At 67.0% G+C, this 23,783-nt stretch carries 23 protein-coding genes and 1 pseudogene; 9 read left to right on the forward strand and 15 right to left on the reverse strand.

Going from position 1 to position 23,783, the window contains the following annotated elements; translation table 11 throughout:
• Together B2V21_RS09225 and hemL are read left to right on the forward strand one after the other, a co-directional pair.
• A partial coding sequence (locus tag B2V21_RS09225) for a thiamine phosphate synthase (protein WP_286916678.1) occupies positions 1 to 263 on the forward strand: 263 nt, incomplete at its 5' end.
• Positions 260 to 1,412, forward strand: a pseudogene (hemL, locus tag B2V21_RS09230) (glutamate-1-semialdehyde 2,1-aminomutase). The gene B2V21_RS09225 and the pseudogene hemL, both read left to right, overlap by 4 nt.
• A 48-nt stretch (positions 1,413 to 1,460) precedes the next feature.
• Here hemL and azu read toward each other — a convergent pair.
• On the reverse strand, positions 1,461 to 1,718 hold the full coding sequence (gene azu / locus B2V21_RS09235; protein WP_286916679.1) for an azurin: 258 nt from the start codon (positions 1,716 to 1,718) through the stop codon (positions 1,461 to 1,463).
• Between the two features lie 319 nt (positions 1,719 to 2,037).
• On the opposite strand from azu, the gene B2V21_RS09240 reads away from it, so the two are divergent.
• Positions 2,038 to 2,649, forward strand: a complete 612-nt coding sequence (locus tag B2V21_RS09240; protein WP_286916680.1) for an HAD-IA family hydrolase — start codon at positions 2,038 to 2,040, stop codon at positions 2,647 to 2,649.
• A gap of 72 nt (positions 2,650 to 2,721) precedes the next feature.
• Here B2V21_RS09240 and B2V21_RS09245 read toward each other — a convergent pair whose 3' ends face one another.
• Entirely contained in the window at positions 2,722 to 3,951 is a 1,230-nt protein-coding gene (locus B2V21_RS09245; RefSeq protein WP_414708382.1) for an acetylornithine transaminase, read from the reverse strand.
• Positions 3,952 to 4,008: 57 nt separating this feature from the next.
• Between B2V21_RS09245 and B2V21_RS09250 the strand changes: the two genes are divergently transcribed.
• The gene (locus tag B2V21_RS09250; RefSeq protein WP_286916682.1) at positions 4,009 to 4,890 is read left to right on the forward strand and encodes an ion transporter; all 882 of its coding nucleotides are present in this window, start codon (positions 4,009 to 4,011) and stop codon (positions 4,888 to 4,890) included.
• A 42-nt stretch (positions 4,891 to 4,932) separates the two neighbouring features.
• Here B2V21_RS09250 and B2V21_RS09255 read toward each other — a convergent pair whose 3' ends face one another.
• Both B2V21_RS09255 and B2V21_RS09260 read right to left on the reverse strand, forming a co-directional pair.
• Complete coding sequence (locus B2V21_RS09255) at positions 4,933 to 5,898, reverse strand: YiiG family protein (protein WP_286916683.1); 966 nt, start codon at positions 5,896 to 5,898, stop codon at positions 4,933 to 4,935.
• 92 nt (positions 5,899 to 5,990) lie between these two features.
• The gene (locus B2V21_RS09260) at positions 5,991 to 6,809 is read right to left on the reverse strand and encodes an SDR family oxidoreductase (protein ID WP_286916684.1); all 819 of its coding nucleotides are present in this window, start codon (positions 6,807 to 6,809) and stop codon (positions 5,991 to 5,993) included.
• A gap of 117 nt (positions 6,810 to 6,926) precedes the next feature.
• On the opposite strand from B2V21_RS09260, the gene B2V21_RS09265 reads away from it, so the two are divergent.
• On the forward strand, positions 6,927 to 7,598 hold the full coding sequence (locus tag B2V21_RS09265) for a hypothetical protein (RefSeq protein WP_286916685.1): 672 nt from the start codon (positions 6,927 to 6,929) through the stop codon (positions 7,596 to 7,598).
• 12 nt (positions 7,599 to 7,610) lie between these two features.
• Here the strand turns inward: B2V21_RS09265 and B2V21_RS09270 are convergent, their stop codons facing one another.
• Entirely contained in the window at positions 7,611 to 8,273 is a 663-nt protein-coding gene (locus B2V21_RS09270) for a serine/threonine-protein kinase (RefSeq protein WP_286916686.1), read from the reverse strand.
• A 102-nt stretch (positions 8,274 to 8,375) separates the two neighbouring features.
• Between B2V21_RS09270 and B2V21_RS09275 the strand changes: the two genes are divergently transcribed.
• Complete coding sequence (locus tag B2V21_RS09275) at positions 8,376 to 10,379, forward strand: bifunctional DedA family/phosphatase PAP2 family protein (protein WP_286916687.1); 2,004 nt, start codon at positions 8,376 to 8,378, stop codon at positions 10,377 to 10,379.
• Positions 10,380 to 10,430: 51 nt separating this feature from the next.
• Here B2V21_RS09275 and B2V21_RS09280 read toward each other — a convergent pair whose 3' ends face one another.
• The 3 genes from B2V21_RS09280 to B2V21_RS09290 form a co-directional block, all read right to left on the reverse strand.
• On the reverse strand, positions 10,431 to 11,009 hold the full coding sequence (locus B2V21_RS09280; RefSeq protein WP_088432649.1) for an LON peptidase substrate-binding domain-containing protein: 579 nt from the start codon (positions 11,007 to 11,009) through the stop codon (positions 10,431 to 10,433).
• A 12-nt stretch (positions 11,010 to 11,021) separates the two neighbouring features.
• Positions 11,022 to 12,386, reverse strand: a complete 1,365-nt coding sequence (mpl, locus tag B2V21_RS09285; RefSeq protein ID WP_286916688.1) for a UDP-N-acetylmuramate:L-alanyl-gamma-D-glutamyl-meso-diaminopimelate ligase — start codon at positions 12,384 to 12,386, stop codon at positions 11,022 to 11,024.
• Between the two features lie 334 nt (positions 12,387 to 12,720).
• The gene (locus tag B2V21_RS09290) at positions 12,721 to 13,284 is read right to left on the reverse strand and encodes an adenylate kinase (protein ID WP_286916689.1); all 564 of its coding nucleotides are present in this window, start codon (positions 13,282 to 13,284) and stop codon (positions 12,721 to 12,723) included.
• A 141-nt stretch (positions 13,285 to 13,425) separates the two neighbouring features.
• On the opposite strand from B2V21_RS09290, the gene B2V21_RS09295 reads away from it, so the two are divergent.
• Positions 13,426 to 14,682: a 6-phosphofructokinase gene (locus B2V21_RS09295; protein ID WP_286916690.1), complete on the forward strand. Its 1,257-nt coding sequence runs from the start codon at positions 13,426 to 13,428 to the stop codon at positions 14,680 to 14,682.
• Positions 14,683 to 14,831: 149 nt separating this feature from the next.
• On the opposite strand, the gene B2V21_RS09300 is transcribed toward B2V21_RS09295, so the two are convergent.
• A complete protein-coding gene (locus B2V21_RS09300; RefSeq protein WP_286916691.1) occupies positions 14,832 to 15,335 on the reverse strand; it encodes a hypothetical protein in 504 nt (167 codons plus the stop codon).
• A gap of 342 nt (positions 15,336 to 15,677) precedes the next feature.
• Between B2V21_RS09300 and B2V21_RS09305 the strand changes: the two genes are divergently transcribed.
• A complete protein-coding gene (locus B2V21_RS09305; protein ID WP_286916692.1) occupies positions 15,678 to 17,705 on the forward strand; it encodes a sodium-translocating pyrophosphatase in 2,028 nt (675 codons plus the stop codon).
• Between the two features lie 64 nt (positions 17,706 to 17,769).
• Here the strand turns inward: B2V21_RS09305 and B2V21_RS09310 are convergent, their stop codons facing one another.
• Genes B2V21_RS09310 through exbB form a run of 3 tightly spaced genes read right to left on the reverse strand, consistent with a single transcriptional unit; the run spans position 17,770 to position 19,880 of the window.
• Positions 17,770 to 18,498, reverse strand: a complete 729-nt coding sequence (locus B2V21_RS09310) for an energy transducer TonB (protein ID WP_286916693.1) — start codon at positions 18,496 to 18,498, stop codon at positions 17,770 to 17,772.
• A complete protein-coding gene (gene exbD, locus B2V21_RS09315; RefSeq protein ID WP_286916694.1) occupies positions 18,495 to 18,917 on the reverse strand; it encodes a TonB system transport protein ExbD in 423 nt (140 codons plus the stop codon). The genes B2V21_RS09310 and exbD overlap by 4 nt, the downstream gene beginning before the upstream one ends.
• A gap of 3 nt (positions 18,918 to 18,920) precedes the next feature.
• On the reverse strand, positions 18,921 to 19,880 hold the full coding sequence (exbB, locus tag B2V21_RS09320; RefSeq protein ID WP_049860374.1) for a tonB-system energizer ExbB: 960 nt from the start codon (positions 19,878 to 19,880) through the stop codon (positions 18,921 to 18,923).
• 196 nt (positions 19,881 to 20,076) lie between these two features.
• Between exbB and B2V21_RS09325 the strand changes: the two genes are divergently transcribed.
• Positions 20,077 to 20,928, forward strand: a complete 852-nt coding sequence (locus B2V21_RS09325; protein ID WP_049860373.1) for an SDR family oxidoreductase — start codon at positions 20,077 to 20,079, stop codon at positions 20,926 to 20,928.
• A gap of 18 nt (positions 20,929 to 20,946) precedes the next feature.
• On the opposite strand, the gene B2V21_RS09330 is transcribed toward B2V21_RS09325, so the two are convergent.
• The 3 genes from B2V21_RS09330 to B2V21_RS09340 form a co-directional block, all read right to left on the reverse strand.
• The gene (locus B2V21_RS09330; RefSeq protein WP_049860372.1) at positions 20,947 to 21,681 is read right to left on the reverse strand and encodes a hypothetical protein; all 735 of its coding nucleotides are present in this window, start codon (positions 21,679 to 21,681) and stop codon (positions 20,947 to 20,949) included.
• 59 nt (positions 21,682 to 21,740) lie between these two features.
• On the reverse strand, positions 21,741 to 22,121 hold the full coding sequence (locus B2V21_RS09335; protein ID WP_049860371.1) for a RidA family protein: 381 nt from the start codon (positions 22,119 to 22,121) through the stop codon (positions 21,741 to 21,743).
• Positions 22,122 to 22,152: 31 nt separating this feature from the next.
• A partial coding sequence (locus tag B2V21_RS09340; protein ID WP_286916695.1) for a RelA/SpoT family protein occupies positions 22,153 to 23,783 on the reverse strand: 1,631 nt, incomplete at its 5' end.

A 23,783-nucleotide genomic window follows, 5' to 3' on the forward strand; every position in this document is an offset into this window, starting at 1 on the left:
GCGCCAGCTACGTCGCCTTCGGGGCCTTCTTCCCCAGCACCAGCAAGGCCACCACCCGCCGCGCCCCACCGGACCTGCTGCGGCAAAGCGCCGCACTGGGCGTGCCGCGGGTGGCGATCGGCGGGCTGAGCCCGGACAATGTGACACCGCTGATCGCTGCCGGGGCCGATCTGGTCGCCGTCATCAGCAGCGTGTACGCCGCGCCCGACCCGGTCGCCACGCTGCACGCTTATCTCGCTTGCTTCCAGGATACGACCGCATGAACCACGACCAGTCCCACGCCCTGTTCACCCGTGCCCAGAAACTGCTGCCGGGCGGCGTCAACTCGCCGGTACGTGCGTTCAAGTCGGTCGGTGGCGAACCGTTCTTCGTGCAGCGTGCCGATGGTCCGTACCTGTACGACGTGGACGGCAACCGCTACATCGATTACGTCGGCTCGTGGGGCCCGATGATCGTCGGCCACAACCACACCGCGGTGCGCCAGGCGGTCAAGCAGGCGATCGGCAACGGGCTTTCCTTCGGGGCGCCGTGCGAAGCCGAGGTCACCATGGCTGAAACGCTGACCCGGCTGGTGCCGTCCTGCGAGATGGTGCGCATGGTCAATTCGGGTACCGAGGCCACGCTGTCGGCGATCCGGCTGGCGCGCGGCGCCNNCCCTGACCCTGCCCTACAACGATGTCGACGCGGCCACTGCGCTGTTCGCCGAACAGGGCGAGCACATCGCGGGCCTGATCATCGAGCCGGTGGTCGGCAACGCCAACTGCATCCCGCCGCGCGAGGGCTACCTCCAGCACCTGCGCGCGCTGTGCACGCAATACGGCACGGTGCTGATCTTCGACGAAGTGATGACCGGCTTCCGCGTGGCCCTCGGTGGCGCGCAGGCGCATTACGGCGTCACCCCGGACCTGACCACCTTCGGCAAGATCATCGGCGGCGGCATGCCGGTGGGTGCCTATGGCGGGCGCCGCGAGCTGATGTCGCAGATTTCCCCGGCCGGCCCGATTTACCAGGCGGGCACGCTGAGCGGCAATCCGGTGGCGATGGCCGCCGGCCTGGCGATGCTGGAACTGGTGCAGGAACCGGGCTTCCATGATCGCCTGGGGGCTGCTGCTGCACGCCTGTGCGCCGGGCTGGAAGCCGCCGCCGCCGAGGCCGGCGTGGCAGTGACGACCACCCAGGTCGGCGCCATGTTCGGCCTGTTCTTCACCGACCAGAAGGTGGAAACCTACGCGCAGGCCGTTGCGTGCGACATCACCGCGTTCAACACCTTCTTCCACGCGATGCTGGAGCGCGGCGTGTTCCTCGCCCCCTCGGCGTACGAGGCCGGTTTCCTGTCCAGCGCCCACGACGACAGCATCATCGATGCAACGCTGGCGGCCGCGCGCGAAGCCTTCAAGGTCGTCAAAGGCTGACAGAAATGGGGACGGGGGTAATTAATAACTACCTCCGTCCCTGTTGTTTCAACCGAATACGAAGCGGCCCTTCATCATCGCGAAGTGGCCCGGGAACGAGCAGAAGAACGTGTAGTCACCGCCCTTGGTCAGCTTGGCGGTGGAGAAGGTGACGCTGGTGCTCTGGCCGCCGCCGATCACCGCGGTATGCGCCAGCACGCGGGCATCGCCCTTGGGCAGGTAGCTGTCGGCCATGGACGTGCGCATGCCGGCCATCGCCACCGGCTGGTAATCCGCCGCGCGGGTCAGGACCCAGTTGTGGCCCATCGTGGGCGCGGCGNNGCGAGCTTGCCGGTGTGGCGCAGGGTCAGCTTCACCTGGGTGCAGTCGGCCGCGACCTTGAGTTCCTTCTGGCTGAAGCTCATCTGGTCGGTGCTGTCGATGGCGATCGCGCAGACACGCGCATGGGCGGCCGGGGCCAGCATCAGGCCGGCAAGCAACACGGGGGCAAGCAGTTTCAAGGCGATCTCCATCAGGCAGTCCCCGCGATTCTAGTGATCGCCCGTGCAGGCGACGTGCGACGCGATGTCGCAGCGCAGGCACCGGCTGGGTTACGGTCAGCCTTGGACCTGGACGAGACTGCCCCATGCCGCGTGTTATCGAGTGCCTGCTGCTGGATTTCGACGGCGTGCTGGTGCGCTATGCGCGGCATCTGCGGGTGCGCCATCTGGCCGCGAGCGTCGGCTGCAGCCCTGCGCAGGTGCAGGCGGCATTGTTCGACAGTGGGCTGGAACGCGCCTACGACACCGGCATGGCGACCGATGCCTACCTGCGGCAACTGGGGGAAGCGCTGCACGTCACGATCAGCAGTGCGCAGTGGCAGGCCGCGCGCATCGCCGCGTGCGCGCCGGAAGCGGGCGTGATCGAGCGCATCGAACGGATCGCGCGCACGTTGCCGATCGGCATACTGACCAACAACGGGGCATTGATGGCGCAGACGATTCCACTGCTGCTGCCGAGCCTCGCCGGCGCCCTGCACGGCCGCATCCTGTGCAGCGGTGCGCTGGGGCGACGCAAGCCGGATCCGGCGGTGTTCACGCAGGCGGTGGCGCTGTTGGGCGCGCGTGCCGAGCGCACGCTGTTTATCGATGACCTGTTCACCAACGTGCGCGGTGCGCGCCAGGCCGGCCTGCAGGCCGAGACCGCGACAGACAGCCGCGCGCTCGGCAAGGTCATCAAGCGGTACGCCCTGCCGTAGAGCCGACCGTTGGTCGGCCAGGCTCGCCCGGAACAACAGCAGCCGACCAACGGTCGGCTCTACCGCTGCTGGTTATCGCGAGGCGATGAAGGATTGCACCGCCGCGCGCAGACGCTTCAGGCCTTCGGCGATTTCTTCATCGGTGATGTTCAGCGACGGCACGAAGCGCAGCACGTCCGGGCCGGCCTGCAGGGTCAGCAGGCCGTGCTCGGCGGCGTGGTCGAGGATGGGACCCGCCTGGCCGGCGAAATCCTTGTCCAGCACCGCGCCCAGCATCAGGCCGCGACCACGGACCTGGCTGAACACCTTGAACTCGTCGTTGATCTTGCCAAGGCCATCGCGCAGCGCCTGCGACTGACGGCTGACGTTGTGTGCGATCTCCGGCGAAGACAGCTTGCGCAGTGCCACGCGGGCGACGGCCGCGGCCAGCGGGTTGCCACCGAAGGTGGTGCCGTGGGCGCCGAACTGCATCACCTCGGCCACCTTGGGGCCGGCCAGCATCGCGCCGATCGGGAAGCCGCCGCCCAGCGCCTTGGCCAGGGTGACGATGTCCGGCGTGATGTTGTCCTGCCAATGCGCGAACAGGGTGCCGGTGCGGCCCATGCCGGCCTGGATTTCATCCAGCACGACCAGCGCGTTGTGCTGGTCGCACAGCGCGCGCACGCGCTGCAGGAAGCCCGGCTTGGCCGGCATCACGCCGCCCTCGCCCTGGATCGGCTCCAGCATCACCGCAGCCACATCGCCGGCGGCCATCGCGGTTTCCAGCTGGACCTCGTCGTTGAAGTCGACATAACGGAAGCCAGCGGGCAGCGGCTCGTAGCCTTCCTGGTACTTCGGCTGGGCGGTGGCGGTGACCGCGGCCAGGGTGCGGCCGTGGAAGCTGCCGCGGAAGGTCACGATCACGCGCTGGTGCGCAGGCCGGCCCAGCGAGGAGGCCCACTTGCGGACCAGCTTGATCGCCACCTCATTGGCTTCGGCGCCGGAGTTGCACAGGAACACCCGCTCGGCGAAGCGCGAGGCGGTGACCAGTTCTTCGGCCAGGCGCAGCGGCGGCTCGCTGTAGAACACGTTGCTGGTGTGCCACAGCTTGCCCGCCTGCTCGATCAGCGCGGCCTTCAGGTCCGGATCGTTGTGGCCCAGGCCGCACACGGCGATGCCGGCGGCCAGGTCGATGAACTCGCGGCCCTGGTTGTCCCAGACGCGCGCGCCCTGGCCGCGCTCGAGCACCACCTGGCGCGGCTTGTAGACCGGCAGGTAGTAATGCGACAGGGACAACAGCGGATCGGTGGCAGCGGCGGTCATGGCAGTCAGGGGGCTCAGGAAAGAGCCCATTCTCGCGCTTTGGGCCGGTGGGGCACAATGCGCCCCATGCGACCGTTCACCGCCCCCCAGCTCAACCCCGCCACCGAGTCCGGCTGGCGCCGCCAGTGGTTCGACATCATCTACCGCCACGACACCCGGCCCTCGCGCAATTTCGACCTGCTGCTGGTCTACGCGATCATCGCCAGCGTGGTGGTGGTCATGTTCGACAGCGTGCAGCGCTTCCACGCGGCCTATGCCGACTGGCTGTACGTGCTGGAATGGGGCTTCACGATCGTGTTCACCGCCGAGTACCTGCTGCGGCTGGTGGTGGTCAAACGCCCGCTGCGCTACGCATTCAGTATCTGGGGCATCATCGACCTGGCCTCGATCCTGCCGACCTACCTGTCGCTGTTCATCCCCGGCGCCCAGAGCCTGCTGGTGGTACGCGCGCTGCGCATCCTGCGGGTGTTCCGGATCCTCAAGCTGACCCGCTACATCGAAGAAAGCGGCGTGCTGATGGAATCGCTGTGGCGCAGCCGCCGCAAGGTGCTGCTGTTCCTGTTCACGGTGATCACCATCACCATCATCGCCGGCACCATGATGTACGTGATCGAAGGCCCCAACCACGGCTTCACCAGCATCCCCAGCAGCATGTACTGGGCGGTGGTGACCATGGCCACGGTGGGCTTCGGCGACATCGTGCCGCAGACCGTGCTCGGCCGCTTCGTCACCTCGGTGCTGATCCTGATCGGTTACAGCATCATCGCCGTGCCGACCGGCATCTACACCGCCGAACTGGCCAACACCATGCGCGATGCCGAGCACGCCGCGCGCCGGGATGCGCGCGGCTGCCCGCACTGTGGTCTGGAAGGCCACGAACCGGATGCGGTGCACTGCCGCCATTGCGGCGACAAACTGCCACCGGTCTTCAACCTCTGATCACCCTGGGGCGGGCCGCCTGGCCGCCCGCCCCGCGCACGCTCAGCGCGCGCCGCTGGAGCGTGCCATGCGGTTGCTCATGTCGACCAGGTCGTTGTAGCTGACCAGCAAGGCTTCGGCCGAGCCCTGCGGGTTGTTGATCCGCCCACCGCTCTCCATCAGCATCTGCTCGCTGCGGGTATACGGCTTGCCGGATTCCACGCGCTCGATGCGCCGGCCGGCATCGCGGGCCAGCGCATCGGCGGCACGCTCCACGTGCCCCCACATCGCATCGCCCTTGCCGACCTTGTCATCCTGCGCCTGCTGCAGCAGGGCCTGGAACGCGGCAAGCCGGGTGCGCGCCACCGCCAGATCCGGGGTCTCGCTGTTGAGCAGTTGGGTCAGCTGCTTGCCATCGCCGAGGATCTTGATCTGGTAATACGCCAGCGAGCGCCCTTCGGAGGCTTCGATCTGCTTGAGCTGTTCGGCGCGGCGTTCGTCTTCGCGCTTTTCAAGCGCGGCATCCAGCGCGGTCCCTGCGTCGAAGAAGGCCATATAGGCCTTCATCAACGGCGCATGCTGGGTGCGCATCCCGGCATGATCATCGCGCAGGTAGTCCTCACGGCTGTAGTAACGGTCGGCCTGCTCTATCAAGGCATACAGGTCGACGAACGTCTTCTGGTAGGCACTCGCCGCCGGATCCAGCTCGGGCTCTGCCGGCGTCATCGCCAGCGCGGCCACCATCGGCGCGTTGCAGGCGTCCACGCGATGCGAGAGCACCGTACCTGGCCCACGCACCTGCTTCTCGTTGCCGGTCGGACCCGCCTCCGGGTCCTGCATCCAGCCGATGTACTGCTGGAAGCCTTCGTGGATCGGCTGCTCAACGGCATTGAAGCAGGCGATGTAGGCGTTCACCTTCTCCACGCCCTGGGTGTCGGCAGTGCTGCCCGGCCCCTTGCTGCAGGCGCCGAGCAGGCTGATCAATGCGATGGCAGCGGCAAGCGGCGCGGTCCGTGTGCGAAATGACATGCGAGTGTCCATACAAATTGGGGCCCGCACCATACCAGCCCGGTGTGTGCAGCCGCTGTCATCGCAGACATGCGGCGTGCACTCCGCGCGCGTCAATCCAGGAACAGGTCCGGCATCAGCGGGCGCGACGGATCGACAGCGTAGCCACTCAGATCGGTGATGCCGGCCTGCGCCAGCACCTCGTCATCGAGCAGGAACTGCCCACTGAAACCAGCCGCCTCACGCGTCAGCACCGCGTGTGCGGCATCGGCAAGGATCGCCGGCGTGCGGCAGCCACCGATGTCCACACCCGGAATCATGTTGATCGCATCGGTGGCGATCACGGTCCGCGGCCACAACGCATTGACGGCCACGCCCTGCGGACCGAACTCGGCGGCCAGGCCCAGCGTGACGAAGCTCATGCCCATCTTCGCCAGGGTGTAGCCGGTATGCGGTGCCCACCACTTCGGGTCCAGACTCGGCGGCGGGGCCAGAGTGAGGATGTGTGGATTGGGCGCCTGCAGCAGGTGCGGCAGGCAGGCCTGGGCACACAGGAAGCTGCCGCGTGCGTTGACCTGCTGCATCAGGTCGAAGCGCTTCATCGGCGTATCCAGCGTGCCGCGCAGCCAGATCGCGCTGGCATTGTTGATCAGGATGTCGATGCCACCGAAGGTATCCACCGTGGCGGCGACGGCCGCGCGCACCTGGTCTTCTTCGCGGATGTCGCACTTCAGCGCCAGCCCCTGCCCGCCTGCGGCGGTCACTGCGTCGGCAGCGCTGTGGATCGTGCCGGGCAGCTTCGGATTGGGCACCGAGGATTTGGCCGCGATCGCGATGTTGGCGCCGTCACGTGCCGCACGCAATGCAATGGCCAGGCCGATGCCGCGCGAAGCGCCGGTGATGAACAGGGTTTTGCCTTGCAGACTGGCCATGCGCGGAATTCCTTGGGTGCGAGTGCAGTGAATCCGCATTATGCCGCCCCGGCGCACACGCCGGATTCATGCGCCGCGTCGATACTGGGCGTTCACGTTCTGCATGGAATGAGCGACATGATGGCGATCCGCCTTCCCCTGACCGCGTTGGCCCTGGCGCTGGCGCTCGGCGCCTGCCAACCCGCTGGCGATCCTGCCGCCTCCGCCACGCAGGGCGCGGCCACCGTTCCGGGCACCGCTGGCGGCACCTCCCCCTTCAGCGAAGCGGCGATCTGGGACGGTGAGGTGGATGCCTGCCGCGGCCAGGCGCCGGTCGCCGATGATTGCCTGTCCAAGGCGATGCAGGTGGCCAAGGCCAGCCCGCAGGCCATCGCGGCGGCCCATCAGCTGGGCGCGCAGGGCAACCCCGGCTATGTGAGCGCCTGGCGCGAACAGGACGGCGTGGGCATCGCCACCATCGAATACCCGTTCCGTGCCAATACCAACGAAGGCACGCTGCTGGTCGACAGCGCCGGGCACACGGTGGCTGTGGATGCGGACGTGCTGCCGGAAATGTCGCGCGCCGATGCCACCGTCAAGCCCTTCCTGGATGCGCACCCGGATGCCTCGCCCTTTGCCCCGGCCGAGGCCAGCGGCAGTGAAGCGTTGCCCAACGGTGGCGTGCGCCTGATCTACAGCACGCCGATGCGCACCTGCCATGCCTGCGCCGACGATGGCGTGCTGCGGGTCGCCTACGATTTCGATGCGCAACGCCGTTTCAGCGGCAAGCAGATCCTCGATCTGCGCTGAGCACCGGCGCGCTCAGGGCTTCGGCCCCTGCCCCTCGTTGTCTTCCCAGTGCAGGATCTTCCGGGTGACAAAACGGTAGACCGGCTTGCCGGTGCGGAACCAGAGATCACGCACCCACGAGGTGCGCTTGAGCAGTCGCTTTTCCACCGGGGTCAGCGACTGCCGGCAGTACATCCGCTTGTGCTTGAGCAGATGACGCAGATCCTCGCGCGCCAGTAGGCGCATCCAGCGCGAGCGCGGGTTGCCGATCACGGCCAACTGGAAATCGATCAGCGCCGGCGAGCCGTCCTCACGCACCAGCCAGTTGGCTTCCTTGGCCAGGTCGTTGTGCGCGATGCCGTGCCGGTGGACCTGCTGCAGCAGGCGTCGTGCCGCACGGAAGTACGCCAGGTCGCCCTGCGGCGGGCGCTGGTACATGGCGTCACCGGCCATGAAGCTGCGGTCCAGCCAGCGGCCGTTCCAGCCCAGCAAGCGGGGTGTGGCGGGCATGCCATCCAGATGCGCCAGCGCGCGCGCCTCGCGCCGGGCCAGCCACCAGGCGGGCAGACGCAGCCACCAGGGCGTTGCCTCCAGGTCACGGCGCACGAAGCACTGGCCATCCTGCTCCATCAGCAGGATGCGGCCGAAACTGTCGGCTTTGAGGGCGGTCGGGGCGGCATCGGCAGGGCGTGTCATGCCGCCATTCTAGGCGGGTGATCGCGTTCATTCACTGCAGATGCCGAACATTCCCGCTGTCTGGCCGGCAGTCAGTCACTTTGCCCCCTCTATAATCCTCCGATGGACTCGTCATGGATCGATGCCACGCTTGCGTGGATCTCAGCTCACCCCGTGCTTGCCGGTGCGGTCATTTTCCTCATTGCCTTCTGCGATGCGGTCATCGTGCTGGGCGCGATCGTGCCCGCGTTGCCGCTGTTGTTCGCCGTCGGTGTATTCATCGGCCTGGGCCAGATCTCCGGGCCGTATGCGGTGGCCTGCGCCGCCCTGGGCGCGTTTGCCGGTGACGGCATCAGCTACTGGGTCGGCCGGCGCTGGGGCGATCGCCTGCGCGGTTTCTGGCCCTTCAGCAAATATCCGCAGCTGCTCGACCGTGGCGAAACGATGTTCCGCCGCAATGCCTTCAAGAGCATCCTGGTGGCGCGCTATGTCGGCGCGATCCGCCCGTTCGTGCCGGCCATCGCCGGCATGATGAAGATGCCGCTGTCGCGCTACATCCAGGCCAGCGGCATCGCCAGCCTCTCCTGGGCAGTCCTGTTCCTGGCCCCCGGCTGGGTACTCGGCGAGGCCTATGACGCCGTCGCCGCGGTCGCCGGCCGGCTGGTGATGGTGCTGGGCCTGCTCGGCGTGATCATGGGCCTGGTCTGGGCCATCGTGCTGTATGGCTACCGCTGGTCGGCCTCCCGCATGGACAGCTGGCTGGCCAGCCTGCTGGCGTGGTCGCAGCGCCACCCGACCCTGGGCCGTTACTCGGTTGCCGTGTTCGACCCGCAGCGCCGTGAGTCGGTGCCGCTGGCGATGCTGGCAGTCATGCTGCTGCTGCTCGGCTGGGGCTGGTTCGCCCTGCTGATGGCGGTGGTCGCGCATGGCGAACCGTTGATGGTCGATCTGGCCGTGCACCACGCCATGCTGGCCCTGCGCAATCCGCTGGCCGATTACCCGATGGCCGCGCTGGCCTCGCTGGGCGCCTGGCAGGTCCTGCTGCCGGCCACCGCCGCCGGCATGGGCTATCTAGTCTGGCGCCGGCGCTGGATGGCGCCCGGCCACTGGCTGGCCGCGCTCGCCTTCGGCCTGGCGCTGTGCAAACTGCTCGGCGCGACGGTGGACGTGGTCCGCCCGCCGGATGCGAGCAGCGGCTTCGGTTTCCCGTCGGTCTCGGTGACGATGGCCACCATCACCTTCGGTTTCTTCGCGGTGCTGATCGCGCGCGAATTGCCGGGGCGCACCCGCGTGTGGCCTTACCTGCTCTCGGGCATCATCGTCAGCCTGATCGGCTTCGCGCGCATCTACCTCGGCGCGCATTGGCTGAGCGATGTGATCGGCGGCATGCTGTTCGGCTTGTTCTGGCTGCTGGTGCTGGGCATCGCCTACCGCCGCCGCTTCAACCGCTCGTTCTGGGTCAAGCCGGTGGCCTGGTTGTTCTACGGCACCTTCGCCGTGGCCGCGCTCTGGTACGCCCCGCGCAACATCCCGGTCAAGCTGGCACGCTTCGAACCGGCGCAGCCGACGCCGGCACCGCTGGATGCCCAGGCCTGGTGGGCGACCGAGTGGCAGCACCTGCCCTCGCGCCGCAATGAGTTCGATGACGATCAGCGCTGGCCGCTGGACGTGCAGGTGGCGGGCCCGTTGGCGCCGCTGCAGCGCCGCCTGGAAAGCCAGGGCTGGCGGGTGCAGCCGCAGGCGGGGTGGGAGCAGGCGTTGCTGATGCTCGACAAATCCGGCGACAAGGACACCGTGCCGGTGCTGCCGGCCACACTGGATACCCAGGTCGAATCGCTGCTGATGCTGCGCGCCGGCAACGCGCCCAATGAGATCTTCGCGCTGCGTCTGTGGCCGGCACCGGCGCGCCTGTCAGCGCCGGTGGATGAACCGTTGTGGCTCGGCAGTGCGCAGACGCTGCACTACCAGCGGCACTTCAATCTGATCGGCATGTGGCGGCCGATGCGCGGCATCGACCCCTCGCTCAATGCGGTGCGCCAGGCGCTGGACGGCCTGCCACAGCAGGTCGATACCCACCCGGAAACCGAGATGCCGGTGCTGCGCGTGCGCATGCCACCGGCCGAATGACCCCGGGCCGGGATCTTCCCGGCCGTGCGTGCAGCGGGGCAACGCCCCGCGTTACGGCATCCAGTCCAGCAGCGCCTGCAGGCGCTGGTGCGGGTCATCGCGCTGCAGCAGTTGCAGGCGCTGGGCATCCTGCAGCGGCAGCAGTTCGGCCAGGCGCCAGCCGACCCAGCTGGCCTGCTCCATCTGGGCCGGATTGACCGGGGCGAAGGCCGCGCCGGCCTGTTCGATGATGTGCTCCAGCACGGTGGCCATCAGTGCGTGTTCGGGCTGCAGCTCGTCGTCGCTGTCCGGGGCGCACCAGGTCACCTCGGCGATGATCAGCCCGTTGTCGCGCACGCGGGTGTGCTCCACATGGAAGCGGCGCTGGCCACGCAGGCGCAGCACCAGCACGCCATCGGCGCCCACGTCGAAATCTTCGATCCGCGCTTCGACACCATAGGCGGCCGGCAGCGCCGGCGCGCCGACCTCTTCGCCGTCCAGGATCAGGCAGACGCCGAACGCCGTACCTGCGCGGCTGCACTCGCGCAGCATGTCCAGGTAGCGGCGCTCGAACACCCGCAGGCCGAGCGCGGCGCCGGGCAGCAGCACCGTGTGCAGCGGGAACAGGGGCAGTGACGCGGTGTCGGTCATGGCCAGCGGTACTCAGGGTTGCTGCAGCTGCGCCAGGAAACGACGCGGGGCGCCGTCGAAGCCCCCGTTGGACATGAACACCACATGGTCGCCCGGCGCGGTGATTGCGCCCAGCTGGGCCAGCAGCGCATCGGTATCGGGCACCGCGTGGGCATCACCACGCACGGCCGCGATCACGCCGGCCGCATCCCAGGCCAGCTCCGGGCGGTGCAGGAACACCACGGCATCGGCACCGTCCAGCGACGGGGCCAGCGCCTGCGCATGCGCGCCCAGCCGCATGGAATTGCTGCGCGGTTCCATCGCCACCACGATGCGGGCCTCACCAACCCTGGCACGCAGGCCCTCAAGGGTGGTGCGGATCGCGGTGGGGTGATGCGCGAAGTCATCGTAGACGGTGACATCGCGTGCCTGGCCGATCACTTCCAGCCGGCGCTTGACGCTGCGGAACGCGGCCAGCGCCGGCATCACCGTGGCCAGTTCGACGCCTACCGCATGCGCGGCGGCCAGCGCAGCGAGCCCGTTGAGCACGTTGTGGCGACCGAGCAGCGACCAGCGCACTTCACCGATGTGCTCGCCGCGATGGTGCACCACGAACACGCTGCCGTCGGCCTCCACCAGCTCGGCGTGCCATTCCAGCGCAGGATCGAAACCGAAACGCTCCACCGGGGTCCAGCAGCCCATCGCCAGCACCTCGGCAAGATAGGCATCTTCCCCGTTGACGATCAGGCGGCCACGCGCGGGGACAGTGCGGATCAGATGATGGAACTGGCGCTGGATCGCGGCCACGTCGGGGAAGATGTCGGCGTGGTCGTATTCGAGGTTGTTGAGGATCGCCACCAGCGGCCGGTAGTGCACGAACTTGCTGCGCTTGTCGAAGAACGCGGTGTCGTACTCATCGGCCTCGACCACGAACTCACGGCCGCTGCCGACCCGTGCGGACACGCCGAAATCCTCGGCCACGCCGCCGATCAGGAAGCCCGGCTCACGCCCGGCGCTGTGCAGCAGCCAGGTCAGGATGGTGGTAGTGGTGGTTTTGCCATGCGTCCCGGCCACGGCCAGCGTGTCGCGGCCGGGCAACACCTGCTCGGACAGCCACTGGGCACCGGAGATGTAGCGCTGGCCCGCATCGAGCACCGCTTCCACGGCGGGATTGCCGCGCGAGAGCGCATTGCCGATCACGACCTCGTCGCAGTCCGGCGCCACGCTGTCGGCGCGGTAGCCCGGATCCAGGGCGATGCCGAGGCGTTCGAGCTGGGTGGACATCGGCGGGTAGATCGCCTGGTCGCTGCCGCGGACCGCATGGCCCTTCTCGCGTGCCAGCGCGGCCACGCCGCCCATGAAAGTGCCTGCAATGCCAAGAATGTGGATCGTGCTCATGCGTACGATTGTCGCCGATCACCACCGTCGATGGAGATCGCCGTCAGACAACTCCTAGTCGACTATCAGAATAATCCAGCGGGGTGTCGGGGAATTCCCGATAGCGCCGTACTGTGAAGACGGACACAATTCCATGGGCCAGCCGCGGTACCCCATTGGTCCTACTCCCCAAGAGGCCATCCCCAGGGGGGCTCATGCTGCGGGGCTCTGAGCAAGCCCGCCCGCTGGCACCTTCAAACCACACGCCTGGTCCCTTCGGGGGCCGGGCGTGTGTGTGTCCGGGCCCGGCAAACGCACGGCGGGCGCGGTGCCGCCGTAGCGGCACCGATCGGCATCAGGCCTGGATCGCGGCGCGGATGCGCGCTTCCACGTCGTTCAATTCGCCCACGCCATCGACGCGCGCGAGCGTGCCGCGGCCGGCGTAGAAATCCACGACCGGCGCGGTCTGGTCGTTGTAGACCTGCAGGCGCTGACGCACCGAGTCGGGATTGTCATCGGCGCGGCCCTGCTCGGCGGCGCGCCCAGCGATGCGCTCGACCAGCAGTTCGGTCGGCACGTCCAGCTGCACCACCGCATCCAGCGGCTGGCCGATCTTGGCCAGCAGGCTGTCCAGCGCATTGGCCTGGGCCACGTTGCGCGGGTAACCATCGAGGATGAAGCCCTTGGCCACATCGTCCTGGCCCAGGCGCGATTCGAGCATGCCCAGCAGGATGTCATCGGACACCAGGTTGCCGGCGTCCATCACGGCCTTGGCCTGCTTGCCCAGCTCCGTCCCCGCGGCCACTTCGGCACGCAGCAGGTCACCGGTGGAAATGTGCGCAATCGAAAGATGTTCCTTCAGGCGCGTCGCCTGCGTCCCCTTGCCCGAACCGGGCGGTCCCAACAGAACCAATCGCATCAACCTGACTCCAACGTGGTAAGAAAATGGAAGGGCGCGCGCCCCGGGATTGTCCACAATCACGCTGCACCGCAATACGCGCACTTTACCCCATACCGGTAATGTCTCTGCAATGTCCTTCCCCCAGACCAAGGTCGCACCATGCCCAACGGTACCCTGCTCTACGCCCAGTCAGGCGGCGTCACCGCCGTCATCAATGCCACTGCCTCGGCGGTCATCAGCACGGCAAGGGCCAAAGGAATCAAGGTCTTGGCCGCACGCAACGGCATTCTGGGCGCACTCCGCGAGGACCTGATCGACACCTCGAAGGAGACCGCCGCCGCGATCGCCGCGCTCGCCCATACCCCCGGCGGGGCGTTCGGCTCGTGCCGCTACAAGCTCAAATCGCTGGAGGCCGACCGCGGCAAGTACGAGCGCCTGCTCGAGGTACTGCGCGCCCACGATGTGCGCTGGTTCCTCTACAACGGCGGCAACGATTCGGCCGATACCGCTTGGAAGGTCTCCCAGCTGGCCAAGGCCTTCGACTACGACCTGACCTGCATCGGCGTCCCCAAGACCATCGACAACGATCTGGCGGTGACCGATACCTGCCCGGGCTTCGGCTCGGCCGCAAAGTACACCGCCGTCTCCGTGCGCGAAGCGGCGCTGGACGTGGCCGCGATGGCCGAGACTTCGACCAAGGTGTTCGTCTACGAGGCGATGGGCCGCCACGCCGGCTGGCTCGCGGCGGCTGCAGGCCTGGCCGGCCAGGGCGCCGATGACGCCCCGCACATCATCCTGCTGCCCGAGCGCGCCTACGACGAGGCCGCGTTCCTGACCAAGGTGAAACAGGTGGTCGAACGCGTGGGCTACTGCGTGGTGGTGGCTTCTGAAGGCATCCAGACGGCCGATGGCCGCTTCGTCGCCGATGCCGGCGGCGGCACTGATTCGTTCGGGCACACCCAGCTCGGTGGTGTGGCCTCGCAGCTGGCGGCACGGGTCAAGGATGGGCTGGGCTACAAGGTTCACTGGACCCTGCCCGATTATCTGCAGCGCTCGGCGCGCCATCTGGCCTCCAGAACCGACTGGGAGCAGGCACAGGCGGTGGGCAAGGCCGCGGTGCAGTTCGCGCTGAAGGGCCAGAACGCGGTGATGCCGGTGATCGTGCGCACCCTCGACACGCCCTACCGCTGGAAAATCGAAGCGGCCCCGCTGCACAAGGTGGCCAACCACGAGAAGAAGATGCCGGCCGGCTTCATCCGCCGCGATGGCTTCGGGATCACCGACAAGGCGCGGGCGTATCTGGCCCCGCTGATCAAAGGTGAAGCGCCGCTGCCGTACGGGCCCGATGGGCTGCCGAAGTACGTGACGCTGAAGAACGTGGCGGTGAAGAAGAAGCTGCCTGCGTTCGAGGCGTGAACCAACAGGGCAGTGGCTGACCGACCCCGGTAGCGCCGGCCGCTGGCCGGCGGCAGCGAGATCCCAGCCCCTCCCGGGAGCCGGCCAGCGGCTGGCTTCACCGGGTATCCGGCCGCCATGGGCGGCCGGTACGACCGACCCGTCGGCGACTAGTTGCAGGCCTTGCCCTCGACCTTCATCTGCGCGGCAAACATCGGCACCTGCGCGATCTTGCCGGCGGCGGCCTGCTTCTTGGCCTCTTCCAGGTAGATGCGCGACTGGCCCTGGCCATCGAGTTCGGGCTTGGTGGTGACCGGCATGCGCCACACGCGCACCACCGCCTGCTGCGCCGGGCAGGCTGCATTCGGAACACGGATCACATCATTGAGTTTCCAGCCCTTGGCCTCGCTGGGCTGCGCCTTGTCGTACTCGACGAAGCGCGCACGCGGCTGGCACTGCTCACTGGTGCGGACCACGGCGAATTTGTACGGCTGTGCCGCCTCACCTGTGAATACGCCTTCCAGCCGTGCACAGGCTTCGGGAATCTGGCGCAGCGTATGCGCCGCGCCTACCGCCTGCGGCGTACCGGCGGCGCGCTGCAGTTCGGGGGTTTCGGCGGCGAAGGAGGACACGGCGGGCAACAAGGCCAGCCACAACAGATGACGGGGGGACATGGCAGGACTCCAACGGCTGGGGATGGGCCGAGGCTGCCAGTGGACGGCTGAACGGCGTGGCAAAGGCGGCCCTCGTCCGGACCTGCAGGGTTGCCGGCGGGCGACCGGCCCTTCCTTCCACGATGGCGCTGCGGGCACGTGCACGCGGTTTGCTTGCAATCCTTGCTGGCGTGCATCGAGGATTTGCCCGCATACTCGGGCCACCAGGGATTGCTGAACACCGCCACACGCTTGATGACCGGGCACGGTCTGAACGGGTTGGTTCATGGTTGCAGCCTGTTGTGCCCCGCGTGGAGAAGTTCATCCGTTCACTGGATGTCATTCCATCACCCGGGAGGGGACATGCTGGAACGTTACGGGCTTTCTCTGGCGCTGTTCTGCGCCATCCTCGCGATTCTCTACGGCATCGTGTCGGCACGCTGGATCCTCCGGCAACCGGCCGGCAATGCCCGCATGCAGGAAATCGCCGCCGCCATCCAGGAAGGCGCGCGCGCCTATCTCAACCGCCAATACCTGACCATCGCCATCGCCGGTGCCGTGCTGTTCGTGCTGGTCGGCATCTTCCTCAGCTGGTACACCGCGATCGGCTTCGCGATCGGTGCCGTGCTCTCCGGCGCGGCCGGCTACATTGGCATGAACGTCTCCGTGCGTGCCAACGTGCGCACCGCCGAGGCCGCCCGCAACGGCCTGAGCGCGGCCATGGACGTCGCCTTCCGCGGCGGCGCGATCACCGGCATGCTGGTCGTCGGGCTGGGCCTGCTCGGCGTCGCCGGGTACTACGCGCTGCTGTTGAAGCTCGGCCTGGATGTCGCGCAGACGTTGCACGCGCTGGTCGGGCTGGCGTTTGGCTCGTCGCTGATCTCGATCTTCGCGCGGCTGGGCGGCGGCATCTTCACCAAGGGCGCGGATGTCGGCGCGGACCTGGTCGGCAAGGTCGAAGCCGGGATTCCCGAGGATGACCCGCGCAACCCGGCGGTGATCGCCGACAACGTGGGCGACAACGTCGGCGACTGCGCCGGCATGGCTGCGGACCTGTTTGAAACCTACGCGGTCACCGTGATCGCCACGATGCTGCTCGGCAACCTGATGATCGCCGAGGCCGGTGCGAATGCGGTGCTGTATCCGCTGGTGCTCGGCGGGGTCTCGATCATCGCCTCGATCATCGGCGCGCTGTTCGTCAAGGTGAAGCCCGGTGGTTCGATCATGGGCGCGCTGTACAAGGGCGTGATCGTGTCCGGTGTGCTGGCGGCGATCGCGTTCTACCCGATCACCACGCAGCTGATGCCGGACAACGCGCACGGTGCGCTGGATCTGTATTTCTGCGCGTTGATCGGGCTGGTGCTGACCGGGCTGATCGTGTGGATCACCGAGTACTACACCGGCACCCAGTACACGCCGGTGCAGCACGTGGCGCAGGCCTCCACCACCGGGCATGGCACCAACATCATCGCCGGCCTCGGTGTCTCGATGAAGTCCACCGCCCTGCCGGTGATCGCGGTGTGCGTGGCGATCTGGCTGGCGCACTACTTCGGTGGCCTGTACGGCATCGCCATCGCCGCCACGGCGATGCTCTCGATGGCCGGCATGATTGTCGCCCTCGACGCCTACGGGCCGATCACCGACAACGCCGGTGGCATCGCCGAGATGGCCGAACTGCCGCCGGAAATCCGCGACATCACCGATCCGCTGGATGCGGTCGGCAACACCACCAAGGCGGTGACCAAGGGCTATGCAATCGGCTCGGCGGCCCTGGCCGCACTGGTGCTGTTCGCCGATTACACGCACAACCTGCAGGCGGCCAATCCCGGCGAGATCTTCGCCTTCGACCTGTCCAACCATGAGGTGATCATCGGCCTGCTGATCGGCGGCCTGATTCCCTACCTGTTCGGTGCGATGGCGATGGAGGCGGTGGGCCGTGCGGCCGGGGCAGTGGTTGAGGAAGTGCGCCGCCAGTTCCGCGAGATCCCCGGGATCATGGACGGTACCGGCAAGCCGCAGTACGACCGCGCGGTGGACCTGCTGACCCGCTCGGCGATCCGCGAAATGATCATCCCCTCGCTGTTGCCGGTCGCAGTACCGGTGGTGGTCGGCCTGCTGCTCGGGCCGCGCGCGCTCGGCGGCCTGCTGATCGGCACGATCGTCACCGGCCTGTTCGTGGCGATTTCGATGACCACTGGTGGCGGTGCCTGGGACAACGCCAAAAAGTACATCGAAGATGGCCATTTCGGCGGCAAGGGCAGCGAGGCGCACAAGGCCGCGGTGACCGGCGATACGGTCGGCGACCCCTACAAGGACACCGCCGGCCCGGCGATCAATCCGCTGATCAAGATCATCAACATCGTGGCCCTGCTGCTGGTGCCGCTGCTGTAAGTCACGACGGACGTGCTGGCTTCATGCCAGCGCGTCCGGGCGGCGTTCAACCGCCGCACACGCCTCAACGCCGCCGGAGGAAGAACGTCACCGGTACCATGACCTCCACCGGATCACCGGTCACCTCGGCCGGCGGCGGCGGCAACGGGCTGCCCCGACGCACCGTGGCCAGGGTTTCCTCATCCAGCAGCGGATGGCCGCTGCTCTGGCCGAGCCGGATGTTGGAGGCGTTGCCTTGGCGGTCCACAGAGAAACGTACATAGGCCACGCCCTGCTGGCGCAGGCGCTCGGCCTGGCGCGGGTAGCGCCGGTACTGTTCCAGATGGCCCAGCAGCAGGCCCTGCCAGGTGACCGCCGCGCTGCCCTGGCGGCCGGCCACGGTCTGCGTGGCGGCATAGCGCTCGGATGGGCGTGCCGAGACATCCGGCGGTGCCAGCGTATGATCGACGTTGTGCTGGTCGGTCGGGTCGTCTTCGCGCGGTGTCTGGCGACGCAGCACGTCCTGCGCGTCCGGGCTGTCGTCCGGCGGCAGATCGATCTTCGGCACCGGCGTGGGCTCGGGCCGATGCTGTTCCTGCTGAAGCGGCCCGGGCGGGATGTCCTTCGGCGGTGCGCTCGGTGCTTCGGGTACCGGCGCCAGTTCCACCATCACCGCTTCCACCGGCGTATCGCTGATACGCACCGGTGCACGCTGCTGCCACCACAGCGCGGCGCCGATCAGCGCGCCATGCACGGCCAGCACGAGGGCCAGGCTGCCCAGCCAGCGCAGCGGTGCGGCGGTGTCGCGGCTCATTCGCTGCGCTGCTCCAGCCCGACCAGCGCGATCCTGCGATACCCGGCCGCGCGCAGCGCGTTCATGCTCTGCATCAGGTCGCCATAGGGCACCGCCTGATCGGCGCGCAGGTAGATGCGCTGTTCGTGGTCGCCGGCGGTCAGCCGCTCCAGCGCGCCTTTCAGGCCATCGCTGCCGACCGGCACGTCGTTGATGCTCAGTGACAGATCGGCCTGCACCGAGAGGAACACCGGTTCGCCATCGCGCGGCTGCGGCTGCGCGGTGCTGGCCGGCAGGTCCACGGGCGTGTCCACGGTGGCCAGCGGGGCGGCGACCATGAAGATGATCAGCAGCACCAGCATGACGTCGATGAACGGCGTCACGTTGATTTCATGGTTCTCGGCGAGATCATCGCCGCCTTCGTTCAGGTGCAGGCCCATAGGTCAGCCCACCTTGACCATCTGCGGCTGAGCTGCGCGCTCGCCTGGCTGGTGGTCGAGGTCACGGCTGACCAGCAGCAGCACCTGTGCCGAAGCGTCCGAGACCTGCGCCTTGTAGCCGGCGATGGAGCGGGCGAAGACGTTGTAGATGACCACTGCCGGGATGGCCGCGACCAGGCCCAGTGCGGTGGCGAGCAGGGCTTCGGCAATACCGGGTGCGACCACGGCGAGGTTGGTGGTCTGGGTCTTGGCGATGCCGATGAAGCTGTTCATGATGCCCCACACGGTGCCGAACAGGCCGACGAAGGGCGCGGTGGAACCGATGGTGGCCAGCACGCCGGTGCCCATGCTCATGTTGCGACCGCAGGCGGCGACCAGACGCTCGAGACGGAAGCTGACCCGCTCCTTGATGCCTTCACGTTCGCGCGCGTTGGCCGACAGGTGCATCTCTTCGAGGGCATCGTGGACCAGCAGGTTGGCCAGGGTGCCTTTGCGCGAAGCGGTTTCGCTCGCCTGCTTGAGGGTGGCGGCTTTCTTCAGCGCGGCGATTTCACCCTTGAGGCGACGCTTGGCGCCCAGCAGCTCGAAGCCCTTGGCGATCCAGATGGTCCAGGTGATGATCGAGGCAATGGCCAGGCCGATCATCACGGCCTTCACCACGATGTCCGCGTTCTGGTACATGCCCCACGGCGACAGGTCGTGACCCATGCCCAGAGTGGTGTCTTCGACCAGCGCCTGCTCGGCCGGCGCGGGTTGCTCGGCGCTCGGTGCAGGTGTGGCGGCGGGCTGGGATGCCGGTGCGGCTTGCGCGGGCGCTGCAGTCGCGGTACTGGCAGGTGCATTGCTCGGCGCAGTGGCGTCGGCGAATGTCAACGGAGCGATGGCCAGGCCCAGCAGCAACGCTGCAATGGCACTCCACGCGCGTGGCTGGCTTGGCGAAGCGGAAGGGTGTTTGCGAATCATGCTGGCCGGACCTGAGAAGAGAAAGAAAAGGGGTGCACGTTCTTCAAGGCCTCGTGAAAGGCCGAGAACAGATTGGGGCGGTATTATTGCAAGTAATTCTTGTTAGCAAAAGTAATAATGTAACTTATTTAATACCGCTGGCCGCAAAACCTCGGCTAAGGGTAGGCTCGGTGCCTGACTTTCAGGAGCCTTGCGCATGACTTCACCCACTGTATTGATCGCCGGTTGCGGCGATATCGGCAGCCGCGTCGCCCGCCGCCTGTTGGCATCGAACTGGCGCGTGCACGGTCTGCGTCGGCACATCGAGCAGTTGCCTGACGGTGTACTCGGCGTCGCTGCCGACCTGCACCAGGCGCAGTGCCCCGAGGCCTGGCCACGCGAGCCCCTGGATTACCTGCTGTATTGCGTGGCCGCCACGCAACACGACGAGCCGGGCTATCAAGCCGCCTATGTCGACGGCTTGCGCCATGTACTGAGCTGGCTGGCAGAGCACCGGCAGACGCCCAGGCGTCTGTTCTTCGTGTCCAGCAGTAGCGTGTATGGACAGACTGAAGGGGATTGGGTCGATGAGACCTCGCCGGTAACGCCCAGCGGGTTTTCCGGGCGCCTGATGCTCGAAGCCGAGCAACTGGCGTTGAGCGCGCCTGAACCGGCGACCGTCGTGCGCCTGACCGGCATCTATGGGCCCGGTCGCGAGCGTCTGGCCGGGCAGGTACGCGAGGGTTATCAGGTCGCGTCGCAGCCGCCGCTGTACGGCAACCGCATTCATGCCGACGATGCCGCAGGGCTTTTGGCGTTTCTGATCGAAGCGGATGCTCGTGGCGTCGGGCTGGATGACTGCTACATAGGCGTCGACGATGCCCCGGCCCCATTGCACGAGGTGGTGGATTGGCTGCGCACGTACCTGGGCGTCACCCAGCGCTCGCAGACCCAGAGCATCCGCCGCACTGGTTCCAAGCGCTGCAGCAATGCGCGTGCACGCGCCTTGGGCTGGACGCCGCAGTACCCCACCTATCGGGAAGGGTATGCGGCCTTGCTGAGCCGGTAGCCTCGCCTCGTCCCGGTGCTATTTGCTGAGCAACCAGCGCCGGGTGCCGGGCACCAGGTTGGGCATTTCATCGTCCTGGGCCTGGTTGAGCGCCTGCAGGATTTCCAGCTGATTGCCGTTGCGACGGAAAATAAAGGCATTGCCGCGCTGTTGCTGTTCCAGCCACATGCTGTCGAACTCGCCGCTCATGGCCGCGCAGTCACCCGCCAGGCACAACGCGTATCGATCCAGGCCCGCCAGGCCATCGATGCGTCCGTCGGGCAGGAAATGAGCCACGCCGCCCTGGCCTGGGCCCTCGACGACTTTCCAGTCGCCGCCCATGTAGGCGGTGTACAGCGCCTGCTCGAAGGTCGCGCCCACCGGCGTATCCGCACGCGCCGGGGCGGCCGACTTGCTGAAGGTTTGCACCGGGGTGTTATCGCTCGCTGCTTGTTGCAGGGTAGCGCCGTCTATTTTCAGGGTGTCTTCACCGTTGCCGTAGAAGTCCACCTTGAACTGGCCATCGGCCTGGGGCACCAGCTTGCCCTCGCCCTCTTCGAAGCCATTGCTGAAACGAGCCTGACCGGCCACGGTGTCGATCGACCATTCCAGTGTCGGGCCGTTGGCCAACAGCGCCTGGCGCAGGCTTGCGCCCTTGGCGGCGGCATCGATGGCTTTCTGATTGATCCAGACGCCGTTGGGGTCGACGTTTTCGTGGCTGGCGCAGCCGCCCAGAAGCAGGGCGGCCAGAGATAGGGCGAGCGCGTGACGCATGAAGGAAGTCCTTGCTGGCGAATGGCGCTGCAGACGATTGCCGCAGCGCGCGGGGCGGCTTATTCGATGACCAGGATAGCGTCCATTTCAACCTGCGCGCCCTTGGGCAGGGCGGCGACGCCAATTGCGGCGCGGGCAGGGTAAGGCTGCTGGAAGTAGCGGCCCATCACTTCGTTGACGGTGGCGAAATGGCTCAGATCGGTCAGGAAGATGTTGAGCTTGACGATGTCCTTGAACGAACCGCCGGCAGCCTCTGCCACTGACTTGAGGTTCTCGAACACCTGCACGGTCTGAGCCTCGAAGCCTTCGACCAGCTCCATGGTGGCAGGGTCCAGTGGAATCTGGCCGGACATGTAGACGGTATTGCCAGCCTTGATGGCCTGGGAGTAGGTACCGATGGCAGCCGGGGCCTTGTCGCTGGTGATTACGGTCTTGGTCATGAACAGCTCCTTGAAATGAAGGTTCCGCGCCTCAGGCACGCACGCGCGTGAGGCGGGTGACGCCAGCCAGGGCGCGCAGTTTCTTGATGACACGGGCCAGGTGGACGCGATCGTGCACGCTGACCACCAGCTGGACCACGCTGATGCGGCCATCGCGTTCGTCCATGCTGATCTTCTCGATGTTGCCGTCGGCGGCGTTGACGCTGCTGGCCAGCAACGCGATCAGGCCGCGCTGGTGCTCGAGTTCCACGCGCAACTCGACATTGAACTCGCCGGTGACGTCCTTGGCCCAGCCCAGCTGGATGCATTTTTCCGGGTTGTGGCGGATTTCGCTGATGTTGCGGCAGTTTTCCAGGTGAACCACCATGCCCTTGCCCGCCGACAGGTGACCCACGATCGGATCGCCGGGGATGGGCGTGCAGCATTTGGCATAGCTGAGCACCAGGCCCTCGGTACCGCGAATGGCCAGCGGCCCTTCGGGGCTGGGCAACTGCTCGCCGCCATCGGTCGCCAGCAGGCGTCGCGCCACGACATAGGCCATGCGGTTGCCCAGGCCGATGTCTTCGAGCAGGTCTTCGATCAGCTCCAGGCGGTACTCGGCCAGCATGGCCTGAACGCGCTCGGCAGGAATCTTGTCCAGCGCACTGTCGAAACCGTTGAGCACCTTGTTCAGCAGACGTTCGCCCAGGTTCACCGATTCCGAGCGGCGTTGCAGCTTCAGGGCATGGCGAATATGGGTGCGGGCCTTGCCGGTGACCACGAAGTTGAGCCAGGCCGGGTTGGGGCGTGCGCCGGGTGCACTGACGATTTCCACCGTCGAACCGCTCTGCAGCGGCTCGGACAGCGGCGCCAGGCGTCGGTTGATGCGGCAGGCGATGCAGCTGTTGCCCACGTCGGTATGCACCGCATAGGCAAAGTCCACCGCCGTGGAACCCTTGGGCAGCTCCATGATGCGGCCCTTGGGCGTGAACACGTAGACCTCGTCCGGAAACAGGTCGATCTTCACGCTCTCGATGAATTCCAGGGAGTTGCCGGCACGTTGCTGCATTTCCAGCACACCCTTGACCCACTGACGGGCACGGGCGTGGGTGCCCTTGGGTTGTTCGTCGTCGCTGGACTTGTACAGCCAGTGGGCGGCGATGCCGTTGTTGGCCATCTCTTCCATTTCACGGGTGCGGATCTGGATTTCGATCGGTACGCCGTGCATGCCGAACAAGGTGGTGTGCAGCGACTGGTAGCCGTTGGCCTTGGGAATCGCGATGTAGTCCTTGAAGCGGCCTGGCAGGGGCTTGTACAGGTTGTGCACGGCGCCCAGCACGCGGTAGCAGGTGTCGACCTTGTCGACCACGATGCGGAAGGCGTACACGTCCATGATCTCGTTGAAGGCACGGCGCTTGCCGCGCATCTTCTTGTAGATGCCATAGATGTGCTTCTGGCGACCGCTGACATCGCCCTCGATGCCATCCACCGAGAGGCAATGGGCCAGGGAATTTTCGATCTTGTTGACCAGTTCCTTGCGGTTGCCGCGGGCGCGCTTGACCGCCTGGTAGATGCGCGCCGAGCGCATCGGGTACATGGCCTTGAAGCCCAGGTCCTCGAATTCGACGCGCACGTTGTGCATGCCCAGCCGGTTGGCGATGGGTGCGTAGATTTCCAGGGTTT

The organism is Pseudomonas sp. UBA6276, from assembly GCF_002438365.1.
Lineage (GTDB): Bacteria > Pseudomonadota > Gammaproteobacteria > Pseudomonadales > Pseudomonadaceae > Aquipseudomonas > Aquipseudomonas coleopterorum.